Source organism: Tunturibacter gelidoferens, assembly GCF_040358255.1.
GTDB lineage: Bacteria > Acidobacteriota > Terriglobia > Terriglobales > Acidobacteriaceae > Edaphobacter > Edaphobacter gelidiferens.
Genome location: NZ_CP132938.1, coordinates 2,824,771 through 2,845,336 on the forward strand (window position 1 = coordinate 2,824,771; position 20,566 = coordinate 2,845,336).

The following is a 20,566-nucleotide window of genomic DNA, read 5'->3' on the forward strand; positions in this document are numbered from 1 at the left end:
ACCTTTCATTTAACGGTCTTCGGAGTAGATTCGGAGACAGAGATCGGGAGTTAGTTGGTTATGAAAGAAGTCATTATTGCCTCCGCTGTTCGCACCGCCGTTGGAAAAGCCCCGCGCGGCACCCTTCGTACTACTCGCCCGGATGATTTGGCGGCCTTTGCGATTAGTGGTGCGTTAGAGCGTACTCCGCAGCTCGACAAGTCGGAGATCGAAGATGTGATCCTGGGCTGCGCCATGCCTGAGGCAGAGCAGGGAATGAATGTGGCAAAGGTCGCCAGCTTTAGGGCGGGTTTGCCGGTTACTACTGCAGGGATGACCATCAACCGCTACTGCGCGTCAGGGTTGCAGTCCATTGCCCTGGCTGCGGACCGGATTCGTGGCGGGTCGGCGGATTGTATTGTTGCAGGCGGGACGGAGAGTATGTCCTATGTTCCGTTTGGCGGCAACAAGATCTCGGTCAACCCGTGGCTGGTGGAGAACTATCCGGGCTCATATATGTCCATGGGGCTTACAGCGGAGCGCGTGGCAACTCACTATGGGATCACGAGGGAGCAGATGGACCAGTTTTCGTATGAGAGTCATCAGAAGGCGCTGGCTGCGATCGGCGGCGGGAAATTTGAGGATGAGATTGTTTCGGTGACGGTTACAAGTTCTGTTCCGAATGGCAAGAAGGCTAAGATGAACGAGTCGACGTTCAAGCAGGATGAGGGCCCGCGTGCCGATACTTCTCTTGAAGCGCTGGCGAAGTTGAAGCCTGTGTTCCATGCGAAGGGAACTGTGACAGCCGGAAACTCCAGCCAAACCTCGGATGGAGCTGCGGCGGCAGTTGTGATGTCGGCGGACCGTGCCGCTCAGCTTGGCATCAAGCCGATGGGAAAGTTTATTGCGTTCGCTTATGCGGGATGCGACCCGGAGGAGATGGGCATTGGGCCGATTCATGCGATTCCGAAGGTGTTGAAGATGGCCGGCCTTTCGATGGAAGATATTGATCTCTTTGAGCTAAATGAGGCCTTTGCTGCGCAGTCCCTCGCGGTGTTGAAGGTGCTGGGGATCGATCCAGCGAAGGTGAATGTGAATGGCGGCGCAATCGCGCTGGGGCATCCGCTTGGTTGCACCGGTGCGAAGCTGACCGCAACACTTCTGCGCGAGATGCCTCGGCGTAACGCGAAGTATGGGATTGTCACGATGTGTGTAGGCGGCGGTATGGGAGCGGCTGGGATCTATGAGGCGATGAGTTAGGCAATGAGTCGAGACTCCATGTCGGATCGAAGTAGCTGGTCAAAGTTGCGGCCCGGCAGCTGTGATGGCTGGCATTCGATTCGAGTAGTGAGTGGATATATCGCACTGGCTGCGGTGTTTGTCGCAGTAGCTTTCTTTATCAAACACCGGCACCATCACGAGATTCAACAACGCTGGAAGTGCGCCACAGCCATTGTCGAAGAGGTTCGCCCTGAGGTGATCGAGACGGTGAGCAATGCTAAAGGTAGCAGAACGGCGCTGTACGAAGTTTCAATTCTGGCGAAGTATGTTTCGGACGGTGTAGAGCATGAAAGGTGGATTACCGTGGAACAACCGCCGGTATCACTCGCTGAAGCAGAATTGCAGACGTTTCGCTGGAAGGGCCAACATTGTGTTGTTCGATGGAAGGCCGCCGCACCTGAAGATTTGATCGCTGAAGTGGATTAGTTCGCAATTTTGAGCCCAGAAGCTGCAGAAGGAGTAACACCATGGCAACGATGACGACCCCCGACCCGACCACCACTCCCCGGATTGCTGGTGGCAGCTTTCTTATCAGCGATCCGACGCCTGCGGATTGTTTCTTTCCTGAAGATTTTACCGATGAGCATAAGCAGATTGCTGAGACAACCGGGAACTTTGCGGTCAACGAGATTATGCCAGCGTCTGACTCGATTGAGGCAAAGGACTTCTCAGTTACGAAGCGTCTGCTGAAGGAGGCCGCGGAGCTTGGACTCACCGCGATTGATATTCCTGAGGAGTACGGCGGCTTGGAGATGGACAAGGCTACCTCCGCTATCGTCGCGGAGAACATCTCGAAGCAGGCTAGCTTTTCGGTGGCGTTCTCGGCACATACCGGCATCGGGACTCTGCCTCTGGTCTGGTACGGCAACGCGGAGCAGAAGAAGAGGTATCTGCCGAAGATTGCATCGGGTGAGATTGTTTCGGCGTATGCGCTGTCGGAGTCGACGAGCGGTTCGGATGCGGTCAATGCGAAGACGAAGGCGGTGCTCTCTGCGGATGGGAAGACCTACACGCTGAACGGCGAAAAGATGTGGATTTCGAATGCGGGATTTGCGGATCTGTTCACAGTCTTTGCGAAGTGCGCGATTCCCGACGGTCCGGATGAGGGGAAGGAGAAGCTTACGGCGTTTTTGATCGAGCGCGGAACGCCTGGTTTTACCCAGGGGAAAGAGGAGCACAAGCTGGGGATTCGCGGTAGCTCGACGTGTCCGCTGATTCTTAACGACTGTGTGATTCCGGCGGAAAATCTGCTGGGGGAAGTGGGCAAGGGCCATCACATTGCATTCAATATTCTTAATGTCGGGCGTTACAAGTTGGGGAATGCCGCGATCGGCGGTGCGCGGATGGCGTTGAATAATGGGATTAGGTATGCGATTGATCGAAAGGCGTTCGGAAAGTCAATCTCCGAGTTTGGGCTGATTCAGGAGAAGATTGCGAACTGCGCCGCTGGCATCTTTGTTGGCGGCGCGGTGTGTTATCGCACGGTGGGGCTGATCGATAGGGCTTTGGCAGGTGTGGATAAGAACGATACGAAGGAGATTCAGAAGCGTATCGAGGATTACGCGGTTGAGTGTTCGATTGTGAAGGTGTGGGCGAGCGAGATGCTGGACATGGTCGTCGACGAGACGCTGCAGATCTTCGCGGGCTATGGCTATGTCGAAGAGTTTCCGGCCGAGCGGGCTTACCGCGATGCTCGAATCAATCGGATCTTCGAGGGAACCAACGAGATCAATCGGCTGATCATCACAGGCTGGCTGATGAAGTCTGCCATGAGTGGCAAGCTGGCCCTGATGCCTGCAATCAAGAAGTTGATGGACGAGGTGATGTCAGGGCCGAGCGAGAAAGTGGAGCGCGAAGGGCCGCTGGCTGACGAGCGCAATCTCCTGGCGAATGCAAAAAAGCTGACACTGTTTGTCGCTGGAGCTGCTACGCAGAAGTATATGGCACAGATCGCAGATGAGCAGGAGGTAATGGGGGCCATCTCGGACATGATCATTGAGGTCTTCGCGATGGAGAGTGCGATTCTACGCGCTGAGAAGATCGCGGCAGGCCAGTCGGCGGAGGCTTCAGCTATGCCCGTTGCGATGGCGCGGATCTATGCTGATAAGGCCATGGCTACGGTCGAGCTGGCAGCGCGGAAGGTGATAGCGGCGGTGGCTGAGGGAGATATGCTGCGGACTCAGCTTACGATTCTTCGCCGCCTGTCCAAACATGACTCCGCCAATACGATCAAGCTGCGCCGGCAGGTAGCTCAGCACGTGCTGAAGGCAGGAAAGTACAGTATTTAGGGGAATGTGATTTTGAAAAGGACTAGTTGAGCGATCCTCGGCCGGTCCTTTTTTGGTGGGAGTGAGGACAAAACGATCCGATGTGGAGCCATTGAACATCTGCCAAAGGGTTGCGCGGCTCTAGGTTCCAGCTTTTCTTCCTGAAATGGCACAATCAGAGAGACGAAATAATCTCTTTACATCTGTAAACGCAACATTTCGTTTTATCGTCTGTCTAAGCATGTACCTCACCTCGGTCCCTCTCTGGTTCGTCGGGCCAGTCGATCTCCGTGTGTGGACCAGCAGGCCACCCCGTAACCCGGTAGTAAGGTAGAAGATATCCAATGCGCAGCCGCCTTCTCTCTCATCTGATTGCCCCTATTACCCTCCTTGCCTCCGCGTTTAGCCCTCTTAGCCAGGCTGCAGTCCAGAGCCGAATTGCCAGTGCTGTCGACGGCGGTTCTCGGACCCCTCTGCCCGGCACGATTATGAGCCGGGCGCGGCGCGCTACGGATCTTGGTGCTGCGCCGGCGGACAAGAAGCTCGAGTCGATGTCACTGCGTTTCAGCATGACTTCCGCCCAGCAGGCAGGTCTGAGCCAGTTGCTCGCCGATCAGTTGAACCCCAGTTCGGCGAGTTATCACCAGTGGCTGACTCCGGAGCAGTTTGGGACTCGGTTTGGACTCAGCAGCGCGGATATTGCCAAGGTTTCGACGTGGCTCACCAGTCAGGGCTTAACCATCACCCGGACGGCTCGGAGCTCTACCTTCATCTCTTTTTCAGGCACGGTTGCGCAGGTGCAGCAGGCTTTTGGGACCTCGATTCACAGTCTTTCGCTCAACGGCGAACCGCATATTTCGAATGTCACTGATCCCGTGCTTCCGTCAGCCATCGCCGGGGTGGTGACCTCGATTGTTGGGCTGAATGACTTTAAGGCGAAGCCTCACTCGCGTGCGCGCAATGTCTCCCCGATTGACCCGTCCCAACCGCTTTACACGCAAACTCTGAACGGAGTTACGAGTCACTACATTTCGCCGGCTGATTTTTACACCATCTACGACGAGAATCCTCTGCTTACTGCTTCCACCCCGATTAATGGCACGGGCGTAACGATTGCTGTGATGGGAAATACGGATCTTACCTCAGGCAACGTCCTTCCCGACGCAAATGTTGCGCAATTTCGGTCGGCGGCTGGCCTTCCCACAATCAATCTCAAGCTGCAATCCGCTATTCCTGCCGGCGGCTCTGACGCTGGCGTTTCGGCGAGCGATATCGATGAAGCGCATCTTGATATTGAGTGGTCGAGTGCGGCCGCTCCGGGAGCCACGATTCTTTATGTTTACAGCAGCAGTAACATCTTTGCGGACTCTCTGACTTACTCCATCGACAACAAGGTGGCTCCGATTATCACAATCAGCTATGGCTTGTGCGAGAGCGGTTGGGGTACCGCAATGCTGTCGAGTTACAACAGTTTGCTGGCGCAAGCGAACGCGCAGGGGCAGACCGTAGTCAGTTCATCTGGCGATGCCGGTGCTGCCGACTGCGATGCAGACGGTCTGGCTACTGAGGGGCTTAATGTCGACTTCCCCTCCAGCTCGCCTTATGTCACATCTGCCGGCGGTACCATGTTCAGTGGAGATGTGAACACCCCTGCGACCTATTGGAGCAGCAGTAATGGAACCAACGGCGGCTCCGCTCAGTCGTACATTCCGGAGCAGCCTTGGAACGAGACAACATCCAGTGCTGGTCTTGGCTTCGGCAACGGAACCGGGGGCGGCGCTGGGGGCGGCGGAGCAAGTGCTTTCTTCTCTAAACCTGCATGGCAGACAGGCGCCGGAGTTCCGAGTGACTCTTCGCGGGATCTTCCTGACATCGCGCTCAACGCTGCGGCTTTGCACGACGGATATCTGGTTTGTAGCTCAGGCGATGGACAAGGCGAGACACCTTGCGTAAACGGCTTCCTTTCCTCCAACGGCGACCCAAACGTGTTTGGAGGGACCTCATTCGTTGCTCCCGCCTTCGCCGGTATCTTGGCTCTGGTAGAACAGAAGACGAATCCGACCGGCGCAACGACGGGCTGGCTCGGCAATGTTGGACCAACTCTCTATGGCTTCTTGAACGGGCCAACTTACAGTAGCGTCTTCCACGACATCATCTCCGGCAACAACTCCGTTCCCTGCACCCAGGGAACACCGAACTGTCCAAACGGTGGATCGATCGGCTTCACCGCAGGGAATACGTACGATCAGGCGACAGGTCTCGGCAGTTTTGATGTAAATGCGCTGGTCACCGGTTGGAGTGGCGTGAAGCCAGTCGGCACGGGCGTCGGCAGCGGGATTGGGACGAGCGTCAGTACAACGGCGCTTACCACCACCGCCTCTCTGTGCGCTGTGTCGGCGGGTACTCTGGCACTCAATGTGACAGTTGCGGGGACTGCTTCGGGTCCAACGCCAACGGGCACAATCCAATTCTTTGTCGACAACGTGGCTGTCGTGGGCGGCACTGCTACTCTGTCGAGTGGAACCGCGAGCTATAGTCTTGTCACCTCCTCGCTTTCTTCTGGGGGCCACAACATCAGCGCGGTTTACTCCGGCGATGGCAACTATGCTGGGTCTAAAGGGACGCTTCTGGGGCCAAACATCAACGCCAGCTTCTACCCGAACGGACCGATCGCGTCAGTCGACATAGTCTCGTCCTCATCTTCCGGCAAGCCCGATTTTTCTTTCGCCCCTGCGACCTGCGGCGCGACGACAACCGTACAACCGGGAGCTACGGCATCGGGGGTTACTTTTACGATCACACCGGTTAACGGCTTTACGGGTACGGTCAGTCTGACGGCGACCAACAATGATGGAATGGCTGCAACGCCTAGTTTCTCTGTGTCGCCGGTCGCAATCACTACTTCTACTGGCGTGACCACGTCGTTTGTTGTGGTAGCTTCTGAACCCACGACTGCCGCGAACTCAATTCGACCCGGACTGAAGCCATCCGGTCGAGGTCCCGCGAATAAGATGCCATGGTATGCGGCTGGTTCTGGAGCCACCCTTGCTGGATTGTGTTTGCTTATGCTGCCGCGTCGCCGTCGTTGGGTAGCTCTGCTTGCTGCTGTGATTAGCATCTCTGCTCTAACAGCGGTTGGCTGCGGATCCAGCACCTCCAACACCGGCGGAGGCGGCGGGACTACTCCTCCTGCTGGGACGACAAATGCCTCTAAGGGCATTTATACGTTTACGGTGACTGCAGTAAGTGGCACTCTGGTGCATAGCACACAGATTTCCTACAACGTACCGTAGACGAAAGTACGTTTAGTCTTTTCCGGCCGCGCCATTGAAGGCGCGGCCTTTTTCCCTTAATAGAACTGTTTCTCCGAATATTCCTATCTTGCTGACTATCTTTCGTTGACGCTCGATGTTGAGCACGACAGAATCAGGCCTGTAGTCCTTGTCACAATTTATCTGCTAAGAATTTTTCTGTTTTCTCAGCAGCAGGAAACGAAAGAATGTTTCGTATCATCCGAAAGCTGCTATTTCTTGTTCCGGCGATTTTGCTGTTGCTCGCCGATTCTGCATCGACGTTCGCGCAGTTGTCGTTTCCTACCCCGCGTTCGAGGATTTTGCAGCCCGTCGAGGAGAGTCGCCGTACGACGCTCGCCGGGAACACTCATCCGATGGCGCGCGCGGAGTTCGACCAGGGCGCGATGGCCGATGCCGCTCCCCTTCGCAGCATGGTTTTGATTCTTCAGCGCGGTCCCGAGCAGGAGGTTGAGCTGCAGCGGTTAATCGATCAACAGCAGGACAGGAACTCCTCGACTTACCATCAGTGGCTCACTCCAGAGAGCTTCGGTGCAACGTTTGGCCCATCCGACCGGGATCTGTCCTCGATTACTACGTGGCTCTCAGGGCACGGCTTCGGCGACGTTCGGGTCAACTCCGGACGAACGCTGATTGAATTCAGCGGAACGGCGGGGATGGTCCGCACAGCGTTTCGCACAAACATGCACAGGTACGTTATTCGGGGCGAACAGCATTTCGCGAACGCATCCGATCCGCAGATTCCACTTGCACTAGCACCCGTGGTGTCAGGCATCGCGTCGCTCAACGACTTTGGACGCAGGCCTGCAAGCCGTAGGGTCGGCAGCTTTCGACACGATGCGGCGGCGAACCTCACGACTCGCCTGCCGGATCAAGCTACGAGCAAAGGTAGGCCTGCCTTTACCATTGCCAGTGGCGCCAATACCCTCTATGGCGTGACTCCGTATGACTTCGCCACAATCTATAACGTGCTGCCGCTGTGGAACGCTAGCACTCCGATTGACGGTATTGGCCAGAGGATAGCCATTGTCGGACAGACCGACATCAATCCCGCCGACTTCGTCAACTTTCGCAAGCTCTTCAGCCTTCCGCTTGGCAATACTGCGACACCAACTGGAACTGAATACCTCAACATCATCTACAACGGCCCCAACCCCGGCGTCACTGCGGACGAAGGGGAGGCGGACATCGACACCCAGTGGTCGGCTGCAGTCGCAAAAGGTGCGACCATCGATTACGTTGTTTCGGAGGGAACTGAGGTCACCCAGGGCACCGATCTGTCGGCCATCTACATCGTCGACAATAATCTTGCTCCTGTAATGAGCTACAGCTACGGACAGTGCGAACTTCTTCTAGGGTCTACAGGAAATGCCTTCTATAAGGCGCTCTGGCAACAGGCCGCTGCCCAGGGGATCTCGGTTCTGATCGCCAGCGGCGACTCCGGGGCAGCGGGTTGCGACACGGCAGACGATACCGGAGCGAGCTATGGTCTTGGGGTCAACGGACTTGGCAGCACACCTTATAACATTTCCGTGGGCGGGACTGATTTTTACATGCCCCAGGGCGGGACTGCGTTCTGGAATGGCATCAATAGCTCCACCACCCAGGCCTCGGCGAAAGGCTATATCCCCGAGGTTCCATGGAACGAGAGCTGCACCAATACGGTCTTCGCTACCTCCCGTTTCTTCTCCGGTCAGACTACCGAACAGATCTGTAATACTGGCGTCGCGTTGACGGACGGACTTCTTTCTGTCGTTGGGGGCGGCGGAGGCGCCAGTTCCTGCACTCAGTCCAATGGATCGTCGCCTTTGAGTTGCAAGGGATACTACAGCAAGCCATCCTGGCAGATGGCTGATGGAGTTCCTTCAGATGGGGTTCGCGATATTCCCGACGTCTCTCTCTTTGCCGGCGCGGGTTTCTTCGGCGCGTTCTATGTCGTTTGCCAACAGAGTACGAACACGGATGGCCGGCCCTGCAACCTCGCCGCTCCGGCCTACGACTTTGCAGGTTACGGTGGGACTTCGGTTGCTACGCCCGCGTTTGCCGGCATCCTCTCGTTGATCAACCAGAAGACCGGCAGCCGGCAAGGGAATGCCAACTATGTTCTCTACAATCTCGCCAGCCAGCAGCAAAAAGCTGGTACGACTTGCAGCGCAATCTCGGGAGTTCCAGCCGCCGGCTGTCTCTTCAACGACATCACGACCGATACCATCGCCATGCCTTGTCTCAAAGGCAGTCCCAACTGCACCCTAACCAACTCTGTTGACCGATATGGCGTGCTCTCCGGATACCACAGCGGCGCGGGATACGATCTCACTACAGGCCTTGGCAGCATCAATGCTGCAAACCTCGTCAACAACTGGACGAATGCAAATTTTACAGCCAGCTCGACGACCCTTACGCTCTCGTCTTCGACAATTCCTCATGGCAGCCCTGTATCTGCGGTCGTCAGCGTCACCTCCGCTGCAGGGACGCCGACCGGCAACGTTTCAGTCAACGCCCTGACGACAAATGGCTCGGTTCACACAGGGACTCTCCAGAATGGCAGCTATAGCGCGCTGCTCAGCAGTTTTCCCGGAGGCTCCTACTCGGTCCAAGCACACTACAGCGGTGATGGAGTCTATGCGCCAAGCGATTCCAATGCAGTCGCGCTCACGGTAAGCCCGGAGGACAGCACGACGAGCCTACAGCCTCTGCTCTACAACCCAGCCAACGGTGCCGTCACGCCGGTGCAGCCTGGCTCTACGTACCCGTATGGAGGATTCTTTCTTATCCGTGCAGAGGTCGCGGGCGTTTCTGGACAGGGACTGGCCACCGGCAACATCATGCTGACCGATTCAGGTCTCGGGCTTGATGGCGGAATTTTTCGACTCAACGCCGCCTCGAATACCGAGGATCAGACACGCTCGCTGAGCCCGGGCACCCACGTATTAACTACGGCTTACTCTGGCGATGCGAGCTTCAATCCCAGCCAATCGCCTCCGTTCGCGTTTACTATCGTCAAAACGCAGACTGATAGCCTGCTTCAAACAAACGCAGGTTATGTGTCCGCGGGCACAACGGTTACACTTACCGCTCAGATCAACGCACTGGGCTTTGCAACGGGTGGACTAGGAGGTTTCGGTGCCGCGGCTCCTGGTGGTACGGTGACCTTCACCGCTGGTGGCCTTACGCTCGGCAATGCAGTTGTCGCGCAAAATGCCTATCCCGCATTCACCACAGACTCTGGGCTGGTGAACTTTAGTTTCCCTGCCAGCCAACTCTCAGCTGGCAACAACACCATTACGGCCAGCTATTCGGGCGATATAAACTATCAACCGTCTAGCTCCACCCCGGTCGGCGTCTATGTTACCGCCTCCTCCCTTGGCCTTAGCACTACAGCACTCAGCTTATCGAGCGCGAGCATAGTTCCGGGAGATTCGTTCGTCTTCTCAGCTACCGTCTCTCCTAACAGCCCGCTACCTACCGGCACCGTCGTCTTTCTCAGTGACAACCAGGTCGTCAGCAAGCCGCTGCCACTCTCCTCCGGGACAGTGAGCGCGTCCAGCCAAGTCATTACGATTACTCCGGGCTCGCACCTCATCACCGCGCTTTACTCTGGCGATGCCACACATCAGGCCTCCGTTTCTGCACCGGCGTCCTTCACCATCGGTGCAGCTCTCCCAAGCATCGCTACCATCAGCGTCTCGCCCGCCACCGTCGAACAGGGAGCTGCTGTTACCGTCGCCACTACCATCTCGCCTGCGTCCCCTATCCCCGGCGGTGTGACGCAATTGCTACTTGATGGCAATCCCTACGGACAATCCGTTCCACTTACCAGCACTACCACTATCCTCCCTCTTCTTACGAATACGCTTCAGTCCGGGGCTCACGTCCTTCAGGTCAACTACTCCGGCGACAAAAATCATTCCGCCAGTACTTCCGCGGCCGCCACGCTCACCGTTATCGCTCCAATCGGCACTTTTACTTTGTCTCCTTTGACGTCATCGACCACCATGGCCGAGGGCAAAAGTTCCAATGCGATTACGCTTACTGTCGCTCCAGTCGGCGGCTTTCACTCGATCATCATGTTTGCGTGCACCGGAGGCCTGCCCGCGGGGGCAACTTGTCTCTTCTCCCCGGCTTCGATTACGCCCACCAATTCCACCCCCCGGACCACGGTGCTCACCATCTCATCTACTGCGTTGTCCAGCCGCACCGTGGAGCCATCGACCTCTCATGACCTGGTGCCGGTTTTTGGCCTAGCCTGCGCAGGTCTGATTGTTTTCATGGTGCCGGGCCGGGGCACTCGTAGGTGGGGTGCCTTCGCTCTGCTTGCGCTCTCCACGCTGGGCGTCCTAAGCGGTTGTGGCAGTGGTGGAGTCGACCCTAATGCTGCGAAACCTCTCTCGACCGGAAGCTATGCAGTCACCGTGAGAGCCACCGGCGGTTCGACCATCCAGACCGCTGCCATCAATTTGACGATTCAATAGCTCAATCCTTATCGCGTTCAGACTTGCGAAGCACTAATGAGTTGTAATCTTTTCATGTTTCGCAGCTTCGGGAACCTTCTCGTCTGCGCCATCGGCTACTCCCATCAGATAGTTTTGTGCACTGAACGGAGCTCCCGTCTTCGGAGCCCTCTCATACTCGCCGTCCGACCGTAGGAGTCTTGCCTTGGTGTTGTCCGCTAGATAGGCGGCCAGAATCTCTTCGCGCAGCCGTTTGTGGAGGTCTGGCTGGGCTACCGGAAATACCACCTCGCATCGTTCGATCAGATTTCGGGGCATCCAGTCGGCGCTTCCGCAGTAGACCTCTTCCTTGCCGCCGTTCGCGAAGCAGAAGATTCGACTGTGTTCGAGAAAGCGTCCGACGATGCTTCGCACCCGAATTCTCTCGCTCACACCCTTGAGGCCGGGCCTTAGGGAACACATTCCGCGAACAATCAGGTCGATCTCGACGCCAGCGTTCGAAGCTGCATATAAGGCCTCTACCGTTCGCCGATCTAGTAGGCCGTTCATCTTGGCGATGATGGATGCAGGGCGACCGGCCTTGGCATGGGCCGCCTCTCTTTCGACGAGCGCGACAAGGCCGTCGGCGAGTGTCAACGGTGCGACCAGGAGAGGCTTATAGGACTCTGACTCGGTTTCAGCGGTGAGGTAATTGAAGACCTTCTGCACCTCGCCCGTTAACTCCGGCTTCGAGGTCAGGAGACTGATATCGGTGTAAAAACGCGCCGTGACAGGATTATAGTTCCCCGTTCCCAAGTGCGCGTACCGTCGCACCACGCCATCGGGATCGCGCCGCACCAAGAGGGACAGCTTGCAGTGGGTCTTCAAACCGAAGATGCCGTGAAATACCCCGACACCTGCGTCCTCCAGTTCTCGTGCCCAGCGGATGTTCGAGTCTTCGTCGAAGCGTGCCATCAATTCCACGACGACAGTCACCTCCTTACTCTGTCCGGCGTCGGTAAGAGCAGTAAAGATAGGCGAGTCTTTGCTTGTGCGATAGAGTGTCTGCTTCATCGAGATCACACTGGGGTCCTGCGCTCCGGCCTCGATAAACTCCTCAACGGTCTTGTACGAATCGAAGGGATGATGCAACATCACATCCCGTTTCCGCAGTTCGTCGAAGATATCGGTGGACTTTGCGCTCAGCTTGAACTCTTTCGCAGCGAATGCTGGATACTTCAGCTGGGGCTGCTTCACTTCGGAATAAAGATTCATCAGGCGCGAAAGATTTACGGGTCCGTCGGTCCTGAAGACCTGCTCCGGCTCGAGCTCGAAGTTGATCCGCAAACGCTCGACCATCTCTTCGACAGCGGAACTTTCAATCTCCATCCGGACGGCATCGCCCTTGCGTCGATTATGTAACTCCGCGCGAACACTTTCCAGAACAGAGCGCGACTCTTCCTCTTGCATATAGAGATTGCTGTTGCGCGTGACTCGAAACGCCGACCGAGACAGTACTTCGTACCCACGAAACATCCGCTCTACTTGAGACTCGACCAGCTCATGCAAAAGGATGAAGTCGCAGCTTCCGTCTGCGCTCTTAAGCGGGACCAGTCGCGGGAGGGCGCGAGGTACGGTCACCACGCCCAGGGCCGTCGCAGCCTTCAGGCCACGCCGCTTATGTCTCAGCAGGAGACCTATGCAGAGCGCCTTGTTCAGCACTCGCGGAAAAGGGTGAGAAGGATCGATGGTCACAGGGGTTAACAGAGGATCGACCTCATTGTCGTAGAAATCCAACGCCTGTTTCCGTGCCGCATCGTTCAGCTGACTCCACCGCAGCACACGAATCTTTGCTGCCTGCATCGCTGGTAACAGTTGTTCATTCCAGCACTGGTATTGCGCCATTACGAATAGATGAATTCGCTCCATCAATCCATCCAGACGTTCCTGCGGGGTGAGTCCACCCTCATCTGGTGGCTGCGCGAGATTGTAACCATCCTCGATCCGCTGGAGGAAGCCAGCGACCCTGATCTCCACGAACTCATCCAGGTTGCTCGCAGTGATGGCCAGAAACTTTACTCGCTCCAAAAGTGGATTGGTCTCGTCCTGCGCTTCTTCGAGTACACGCTGGTTGAAACGCATCCAGGACTCGTCGCGGCTGAAAAAAAGATTCTCGACCACCTTCGCGGCGGCTTTTTTGGCACTGGCAGAGCTTCCGGCAGTTCGCTTCGTAGAAGTCATAGAGGTCTAAAAGATTACCGCAATGGTATGAATCCCAAGTATGAAGAACCGAGAAATATCGGCGGTTGCGCCCTCGGTGGTCCTCTCATACCCGCAAACGGACGCAAAACAAAATCCGTGGCCATAAAATATTCAAGCGCTTGATCCGTCTACACCTATAGATGAGTGAGATTCCGGGCAATTGGACAATTATCGAGCAGAACCAGCTCATCTCTCAGGCGCTGGAGAGAGACAGACCTAGGCTGCGAAGCTTCATCCGTAAACATGTCGCCGACACTGGCGAAGCGGAGGACATCCTTCAAGACGTCTTCTATGAACTTCTTGAGGCCTATCGTCTGATGAAGCCCGTAGAGCATGTGACTGCGTGGCTCTTTCGTGTGGCCCGGAATCGGATGATCGATCTCTTCCGTAGAAAAAAGGCCGCCTCGCTCAACAGCCCGGCGTCCGTCGAAGAGGATGGGGACACACTCGAAGACCTGCTTCCTTCGGCCGACGCGGGACCTGAAGCAGCCTATGCAAGGAATTTACTCCTCGATGCGTTGGAAGAAGCTCTTGAAGAGTTGCCGCAAGGGCAGCGAGAGGTATTCATCGCTCATGAATTGCAGGGCCAGAGCTTTAAAGAGATATCCGCCGAAACTGGTCTCAGTGTCAACACTCTGCTTTCGCGCAAGCACTATGCCGTCACGCATCTGCGCCAAAGACTGCAGTTGATCTACGAAGATTTTGCTAAGAAATAAGGAGTCATATATGGGGCATCATCCAGCAATCAAAGTGGTAAAAATCGCATTATTCTCCGTAGTTGCCAGCGCAGCGCTTGGCTTCCTGATCAAGAGCCTGTGGAACGTTCTTATGCCGCCGATCTTTGGATGGCACATGATCACCTTTTGGCAGGGCCTCGGCCTGTTTTTGCTCAGCAAAATTCTGTTCGGAGGCTTTCACCGGCATGGCGGGGGAGGCCGCAATCGTTGGAGACAACGCATGAAAGATCGCTGGGATCACATGACACCCGAGGATCGCGAGAAGTTTCGTAAAGGTGTGCGTTGCGGCCGCGCGCCCTTCGCTTCACACGCGGAGACGCAGATATGAACGAGATCGAAACAAGTCGCATCGACACTGAAGAAGATGCGGAGCCTGGCGGTTTTAGGCAATCCTCTTCCTCGATTTACAGTCGACAGTCCGCCGCCCACTTCAAGGACCGCCTCGGCGAACTCGAGATGGAGAACGCTCGTCTTCATCGCCTGGTCGCAGAGCTTTTGATCAAAAACCAGCAACTCCGCAGACCTGACTAAATGGCAAGAATTCTTCCCTTACCGGTTCCGATCATCTATCCAAGAATCCAGCCAATGCTTGCGTTGGTTTTCCAAGAAAATTTACGCCGTCAGTTCTACTGCGTTTCAGACGTTCACCTTCGGCTTCGAATGTCTGTATAGTTTTAAAGAAGATCGCTTTATGCAGCCGTTCAAGACGGGCCATCTGACCTTCGAACTGATCACCTCTCGAACGTTGCAAATATTCAACAGCGATTTTTCAGCCACCGTGACTCGATCAGCGTGCCTATTCGACACTGCGCGGGCTCTTATACGATTCGCTTCGCTGGGCGGATCCGAGAGCCGGACGCCGTGTCGTTATGAATCGCTTTTCCTGAACCGATACTCTATCCGTAAGGGGGTTTATGTGAACCTCAAAAGGAGAAATATGCACGTTAGAAAACTAGGATTTATCATTTTGGCATCCGCGCTCGCTGTATCCACTTCAGCCAGCTTCGCCCTCGCTCAGGATAGCGCCGGGCACGACCTGAAGGCTGCCGGAACTGACACAAAAGACGCAACCAAAGATACAGGTCACGCTATCGCTACCGGATCCAAAAAGACCGCCACCGGAACGAAGAAGGTCTATCACAAGACCGTCAGCGGGACGAAGACAGCGGCCGATAAAACCGCTGAAGGAACCAAGACCGCAGGTAAGGATATTGGTCACGGCACCAAGGTCGCGGCGAAGGACGCTGCTCACGGAACCGAAAAGGTCGGCGATAAGATCGCAGGCAAGCCAACTCCGCAGTAGCTCCGCTTGCCCAATAGCGCTATCTCTTTGAGCCTCTGTTTCATCGAAGGGGCTCAGAGGTAGCCGTTCAATCGGCGGTGCACGCTCTGCTTGGGGATTGTTGTGGCCACATCACCATAGCTGCAAGCGTCACCAGTGTGACCCAATAGAGATCGGCTCCCAGCAGATGCAGGATCTGCATCCACACTGGCGCCAGCAGCAGAACGTCCGCTAGTCCAAGTGCGAACTGTAAGCAAAGAAAAGATAGCACCAACCCGGCGATGCGACTCGCGCCCGCGCGCCTGGCCTGTCCCGTCAACGAAAGTACGAATGCTGCTGCAATCACTGCGCTGATCGGATGTACACCTCGCAACCGTAAAAGCCAGGGAGAGCCCGCTGCAAAGTCCTGTGTGAACGCCGCCCGCAGAGAGGAAGCAGGGAACAATGTATCTCCCAAAGCTGCAAGCGACCCGCTCACACCGACAACCAGCGTTGCCCCAAGCCCCAGCAATGCCCACAGCTTTCTCGCTCCGCTTACCCTTAACTCAGCCCATCGTTGTCTAGTCCCCAACAGCCGCGCCGTCAGCGTCAATGCGGCGAGAAGTAACAGAGTATTACTCAGATGAATTGAGAGCACAACCACTCGTCCCATCGACTGATTGCCCGTGACATACCCCAACTTGACCAGCAACGCGCCGAGGAACGCTTCGTTCAGCAGTAATACCATAGACGCGACTGCTAGCCCTCGTGCTGCCTGCCCCTTCAGGGTTCCCCGAAACGTCCAGATCAGTAGCCCAACGACAAGAAAAGTCGAACCGCCGGTCATGCACCGATGAGTGAACTCAATGACCGTGTCGATGCGCGGCGACAGCGGAATCACCTGACCATTGCAAAGCGGCCAGTGGTTCCCGCATCCGGCGCCGGAACCTGTAGCCCGCACCAGAGCTCCCCAAAGGATCACCAGCACGTTGTAGCCGACCACACCCCAGGCAAACCGCACCAGCGCTCGAGACGCTTCAAGCCTCGTCGTTTTCAAACCGTCCGGCGTCTTTACCGTTCCAGCCGTAGCCATATCATCATTCTACGCAGCTTTGACGCCGCCGTTTCAATCGCGGGTGTCGTGCGCTTTCACGCGAAGAACGAACCAGGACTATCCGTTCGCTAACTCTTTCGCCCGCTGGGTCGCTCGCTTTACAGCCTTGATCAAGGTCACGCGCAGTCCACCCTCCTCGAGTTCCAGAATGCCATCCACCGTGCACCCGGCAGGTGTCGTCACAGCGTCCTTGAGTAGCGCGGGATGGTATCCAGTCTCAAGCACCATCCTCGCCGAACCCAGAGTCGTCTGCGCGGCCAGCAGAGTAGCCACATCGCGCGGTAGCCCTACGTTCACTCCCGCCTCGGCAAGGGCCTCGATGATGATGTAGAGGAACGCGGGCCCAGAACCTGAAAGACCGGTCACCGCATCCATGTGCTTTTCATCGACCACAACAGTCCGGCCAACCGTCTGGAAGATCTTCTGCGCCATTGCCATCTGTTCAGCCGAGACGAACCGCCCGCCGCAGAGCGCCGTAATACCCGCAGCCAGCATCGCCGGAGTGTTTGGCATTGCGCGGATTACAGCAAGTTCGCATCCCGCGCCGTCCTCGATACTGCGCGTCTTTACGGAAGCCGCAAACGACAGCACCGTCTTCTTCGGAGTCAGCGCAGGCCTGATCTCCTCGATCAACGCGGGCACCTGTGTGGGCTTTACTCCAAGCAGAATCACATCTGCCTGTTGCGCTGCGGCAAGGTTGTCGGTCGTTACCTCGACGCCGAACTGCGCCGACAACGCCTGCGCTCGCTCCGCGTGTTGCACTGTGGCAAAGATCTGCTCAGGCGCAAGCAGGTTGTTCTTCAAGAAGGCCTGCAGCAGAATGCCGCCCATCTTTCCTGCGCCCAAAACTGCTACCCGCAGCCCCGGCATCACCGGAGCCGGAACCATCACTTCATAGCTCTCGCTCATCTTCAAAGGCTATCAGACAGCGCTTTTTCCACGCAGCCTACTTTTTCTCTGCGGCGATCCAGGCGTCGACGCGCTGCTCCAGTACGTCCATTGGAAGCGCGCCGGAGTCGAGCACTTGATCATGAAACGCCTTGATATCAAACTTTGGGCCTAGCGCCGTCTTCGCGCGCTCCCTCAACTCGAGGATCTTCAGTTGTCCCATCTTATAGCCCAACGCCTGCGCCGGCCACGCTATGTAGCGATCAACCTCAGCCTGGATATTCGTCTCGTCAATGGCCGAGTGATCGTGAAAGTAATCGACCATCTGCTGCCGCGTCCAGTGCTGCGAGTGCACGCCCGTATCCACGACCAACCGGATTGCGCGCCAGATATCCGCCTCCAGCCGGCCATAGTCGCTGTAGGGGGCCTTGTAGAACCCGACGTCCTTACCAAGCCGCTCGCTGTACAGTCCCCAGCCCTCGGTATAAGCCGTGTAGTAGGTGTACTTTCGAAACTCCGGAATCCCGGTAAGCTCCTGCGCAATCGAGATCTGCAGATGGTGCCCTGGAATGCCCTCGTGATACGACACCGCTTCAACTGGGGCGAGCGAGCGCTCCGCAAAGTTATACTCGTTGACATACACTCGGCCCGGCCTACTTCCATCTGGCGTACCGTTGTCGTAGTAAGCAGCCGATTGATCCTTCTCCATATACGCGGGCACCGGCACAATCTCCAGTGGAGCCTTCGGGAGACGGCCGAACAGCTCCGGCAGCTTCGGCTTCATTCCAGCGATGTATCCCTTGTAGTCATCAATAAGAGCGTCGGCGGAGGCAGGGTGCTCCTTTGGATTGGACTTCAGCGCGGCACTGAAGCTCTTGATATCAGCGAAGCCAAGGCTCTTCACAATCGCCAGCATCTCGGCCTCATCGCGCTTCACCTCGTCGAGCCCTATCTGATGGATCTCAGCGGCGGACTTGCTCAACGTGGTGCTCTGTCGAATCCGAAACGCATAGTAGGCATCTCCGTCCGGCAACGCTGATGCCCCGATCTCCTTGCGCGAGTTTGGAATGTACTCGGCCTTCAGAAATCCGGCAAAGCGTTTGTACGATGGAAATACGTCAGCAGAGATCGCGTCGATCGTCTCCGCTGAAATCCGCTTCTGCTCAGCCGCGCTTACTGTCTTCGGAAATTTCTTAAGAGGCTGCGCAAACGGACTCTCCTCCGGCTTCTGATTCGCCAGCGCTAGAGTCTGCACCAGCACCTTCTCCATCAGATACTGCACCTGCACCCGGCCTTCGTCCGCTCCCAGCTGCATGTTCGTCATGATCTGCGAGAAGGCATTCGGAACTTTTTTGAGCCGCGTAATGTAGTCGTCGTAGTCTTTGACCGAGTCAAATTGAAGCCGGTTCGGAAGCTGCGGAAGCTCGGTGTGAAAGCCGTAGAACTGGTTGACTGGCATCTCCCATTCTTTGAACTTCGCCGCCTCCTGCTCCTCGATCAGTTGACGCAGCATCAGATCTGCCGACAGCTTCTCCTGGTCTGTCAGTCCGGTCGTATCGATCTCCGAAAGCTTTCGGATGTATTCGCGCCCCCGTGCCAGCGCCGCGTTCAAGGCCTGGGTCGAGTAGTCCGTCAATTGATCGTTATAGCGTTTGTCTCCGATCGAGGAAGCAAACTCGGGCGAGCGCTTCAGCCGGTCCTCCCAGATCTGCGTGAAGAGTGTGGATAACGCTTTGCTCTGTCCCGCAACCGAAGTGGCGGTTGACGCCGCAGCCGTCAACTGACCCTGCACCATCTTCGGCGTTACACTCAAACAGCAAACAAGCACCCACCCACCTGCGCGACCCAGCCACAATCTCGTCATATCTGTCCTCAACCTTGACCTTCAGTCTATCGTGGCGAGCGGAGCATCTGCACTCCGTCTGCCGCTTCTACTGAAGCGCTTTTCACAGCAATACCAAGATGAGGTTTATTGCAAAACCGCCGATGCGGAGGCATCCAGCATCCTGTACAGCGTCGAGCGGCTGATCCCCAGCATCTCCGCCGCGCGCACCTTGTTGCCTCCGCAGCCCTTCAGCACTCGAAGGACGTGGTGCTCGACCACATCCTGCAGCCGCAAACTTTCTGTCATTCCCTCTCTTATGAACGTTGTCTCTTCAGCCAGCGCAGGAAGATGATGCGAGTCGAGTACGTCACCCTCAACTCGCGATAGGCTGCTCCGCACAACACCTTTCAGCTCCCGCACATTACCCGGCCAGTTGTACCTCTGCATGCGTTCCATCGCTTGCTCAGACACAGCGGGCATCTTTTTCTTGTAAAGCGGCGCAAGCTGAGACATAAAATACTTCGTCAGATCCGGAATATCGTCTCTGCGGGCCCGCAGCGGTGGCAGGGTAATCTCCACCATGGCAAACCGTTGGTAGAGCTCCTGCTGAAATCGTCCTGCAGAAGCTAATATCTTCAGGTTTTCGCTTGTTGCGGCAATCATCCGCAGATCGGACCGGAGGTCTTGCCTGCATGTTTCCCGCTGCTTCTGCGTCGAGTCGAAACGTCGCAGAAGGCGTAGCAGACGAAGCTGTGTCTGCAACGGCATCTCGTGGATTCCATCGAGAAAGAGCGTCCCTCTGTGCGCCATCCTGGTAAGACAACCGATTGCATCCGAGTGGTCCACGCCACAATCGTTCTCCTGCAGGCGTCCGGCGACTGCTTCTTCAAGAGCGGCTCCATGGCAGACCACAAACGGGCCGTCGGCAGCGTGGCTCATTCCATGCAGCGCACGAGCCACCTGTTCCTTGCCGGTCCCGGTCTCGCCATGGACCAGGACCGTTCGGAAGTGCGGGCCGATCCGTCGCACCTGCAAACGCAGCCGCCGTATCTCCGCACTCGAGCCCACAATCTCGAGACCGTTCCCCTCGGGCCATGGCTCTTCGACAAGCCCATGAGAAGGATCAATGAAGATGGAAGAATCAGATCGTGTGATCGACATGGCTGTCTCTTACATCGGCAAAATCCGCCTTCCGTTCAGCCATAAAACGC

General features: G+C 56.5%; 14 protein-coding genes. 9 read left to right on the forward strand and 5 right to left on the reverse strand.

Annotated elements, in window-relative coordinates; genetic code table 11:
• Positions 1-60 precede the first annotated feature (60 nt).
• The 5 genes from RBB81_RS12625 (at position 61) to RBB81_RS12645 (ending at position 11,310) form a co-directional block, all read left to right on the forward strand.
• Entirely contained in the window at positions 61-1,239 is a 1,179-nt protein-coding gene (locus tag RBB81_RS12625; protein ID WP_353070863.1) for a thiolase family protein, read from the forward strand.
• Positions 1,240-1,257: 18 nt separating this feature from the next.
• A complete protein-coding gene (locus RBB81_RS12630; protein WP_353070864.1) occupies positions 1,258-1,686 on the forward strand; it encodes a hypothetical protein in 429 nt (142 codons plus the stop codon).
• A 41-nt stretch (positions 1,687-1,727) separates the two neighbouring features.
• Positions 1,728-3,548 (forward strand): acyl-CoA dehydrogenase family protein, encoded by a 1,821-nt coding sequence (locus RBB81_RS12635; RefSeq protein WP_353070865.1) that lies wholly within the window; start codon positions 1,728-1,730, stop codon positions 3,546-3,548.
• Between the two features lie 323 nt (positions 3,549-3,871).
• A complete protein-coding gene (locus tag RBB81_RS12640) occupies positions 3,872-6,820 on the forward strand; it encodes a protease pro-enzyme activation domain-containing protein (protein ID WP_353070866.1) in 2,949 nt (982 codons plus the stop codon).
• A 206-nt stretch (positions 6,821-7,026) separates the two neighbouring features.
• A complete protein-coding gene (locus RBB81_RS12645; protein WP_353070867.1) occupies positions 7,027-11,310 on the forward strand; it encodes an Ig-like domain repeat protein in 4,284 nt (1,427 codons plus the stop codon).
• Positions 11,311-11,343: 33 nt separating this feature from the next.
• Here RBB81_RS12645 and ppk1 read toward each other — a convergent pair whose 3' ends face one another.
• On the reverse strand, positions 11,344-13,509 hold the full coding sequence (ppk1, locus tag RBB81_RS12650) for a polyphosphate kinase 1 (RefSeq protein ID WP_183788813.1): 2,166 nt from the start codon (positions 13,507-13,509) through the stop codon (positions 11,344-11,346).
• A gap of 161 nt (positions 13,510-13,670) precedes the next feature.
• On the opposite strand from ppk1, the gene RBB81_RS12655 reads away from it, so the two are divergent.
• The 4 genes from RBB81_RS12655 to RBB81_RS12670 all read left to right on the forward strand — a co-directional run bounded on the left by RBB81_RS12655 (position 13,671) and on the right by RBB81_RS12670 (position 15,570).
• On the forward strand, positions 13,671-14,246 hold the full coding sequence (locus RBB81_RS12655; protein ID WP_353070868.1) for an RNA polymerase sigma factor: 576 nt from the start codon (positions 13,671-13,673) through the stop codon (positions 14,244-14,246).
• Positions 14,247-14,256: 10 nt separating this feature from the next.
• Positions 14,257-14,595 (forward strand): hypothetical protein, encoded by a 339-nt coding sequence (locus tag RBB81_RS12660; RefSeq protein ID WP_179582370.1) that lies wholly within the window; start codon positions 14,257-14,259, stop codon positions 14,593-14,595.
• On the forward strand, positions 14,592-14,798 hold the full coding sequence (locus RBB81_RS12665; protein ID WP_179582372.1) for a hypothetical protein: 207 nt from the start codon (positions 14,592-14,594) through the stop codon (positions 14,796-14,798). The genes RBB81_RS12660 and RBB81_RS12665 overlap by 4 nt, the downstream gene beginning before the upstream one ends.
• 436 nt (positions 14,799-15,234) lie before the next feature.
• Complete coding sequence (locus RBB81_RS12670; protein ID WP_179582374.1) at positions 15,235-15,570, forward strand: hypothetical protein; 336 nt, start codon at positions 15,235-15,237, stop codon at positions 15,568-15,570.
• Positions 15,571-15,637: 67 nt separating this feature from the next.
• Here the strand turns inward: RBB81_RS12670 and RBB81_RS12675 are convergent, their stop codons facing one another.
• The 4 genes from RBB81_RS12675 to RBB81_RS12690 form a co-directional block, all read right to left on the reverse strand.
• Positions 15,638-16,621 carry a COX15/CtaA family protein gene (locus RBB81_RS12675; RefSeq protein WP_353070869.1) on the reverse strand — a complete coding sequence of 328 codons (984 nt, stop codon included), beginning with the start codon at positions 16,619-16,621 and terminating at the stop codon, positions 15,638-15,640.
• A gap of 78 nt (positions 16,622-16,699) precedes the next feature.
• On the reverse strand, positions 16,700-17,551 hold the full coding sequence (proC, locus tag RBB81_RS12680; RefSeq protein ID WP_179582378.1) for a pyrroline-5-carboxylate reductase: 852 nt from the start codon (positions 17,549-17,551) through the stop codon (positions 16,700-16,702).
• 37 nt (positions 17,552-17,588) lie between these two features.
• Positions 17,589-19,394 (reverse strand): DUF885 domain-containing protein, encoded by a 1,806-nt coding sequence (locus tag RBB81_RS12685; protein WP_353070870.1) that lies wholly within the window; start codon positions 19,392-19,394, stop codon positions 17,589-17,591.
• Between the two features lie 105 nt (positions 19,395-19,499).
• Positions 19,500-20,516 carry a sigma 54-interacting transcriptional regulator gene (locus tag RBB81_RS12690; protein ID WP_353070871.1) on the reverse strand — a complete coding sequence of 339 codons (1,017 nt, stop codon included), beginning with the start codon at positions 20,514-20,516 and terminating at the stop codon, positions 19,500-19,502.
• Between the last annotated feature and the right edge of the window lie 50 nt (positions 20,517-20,566).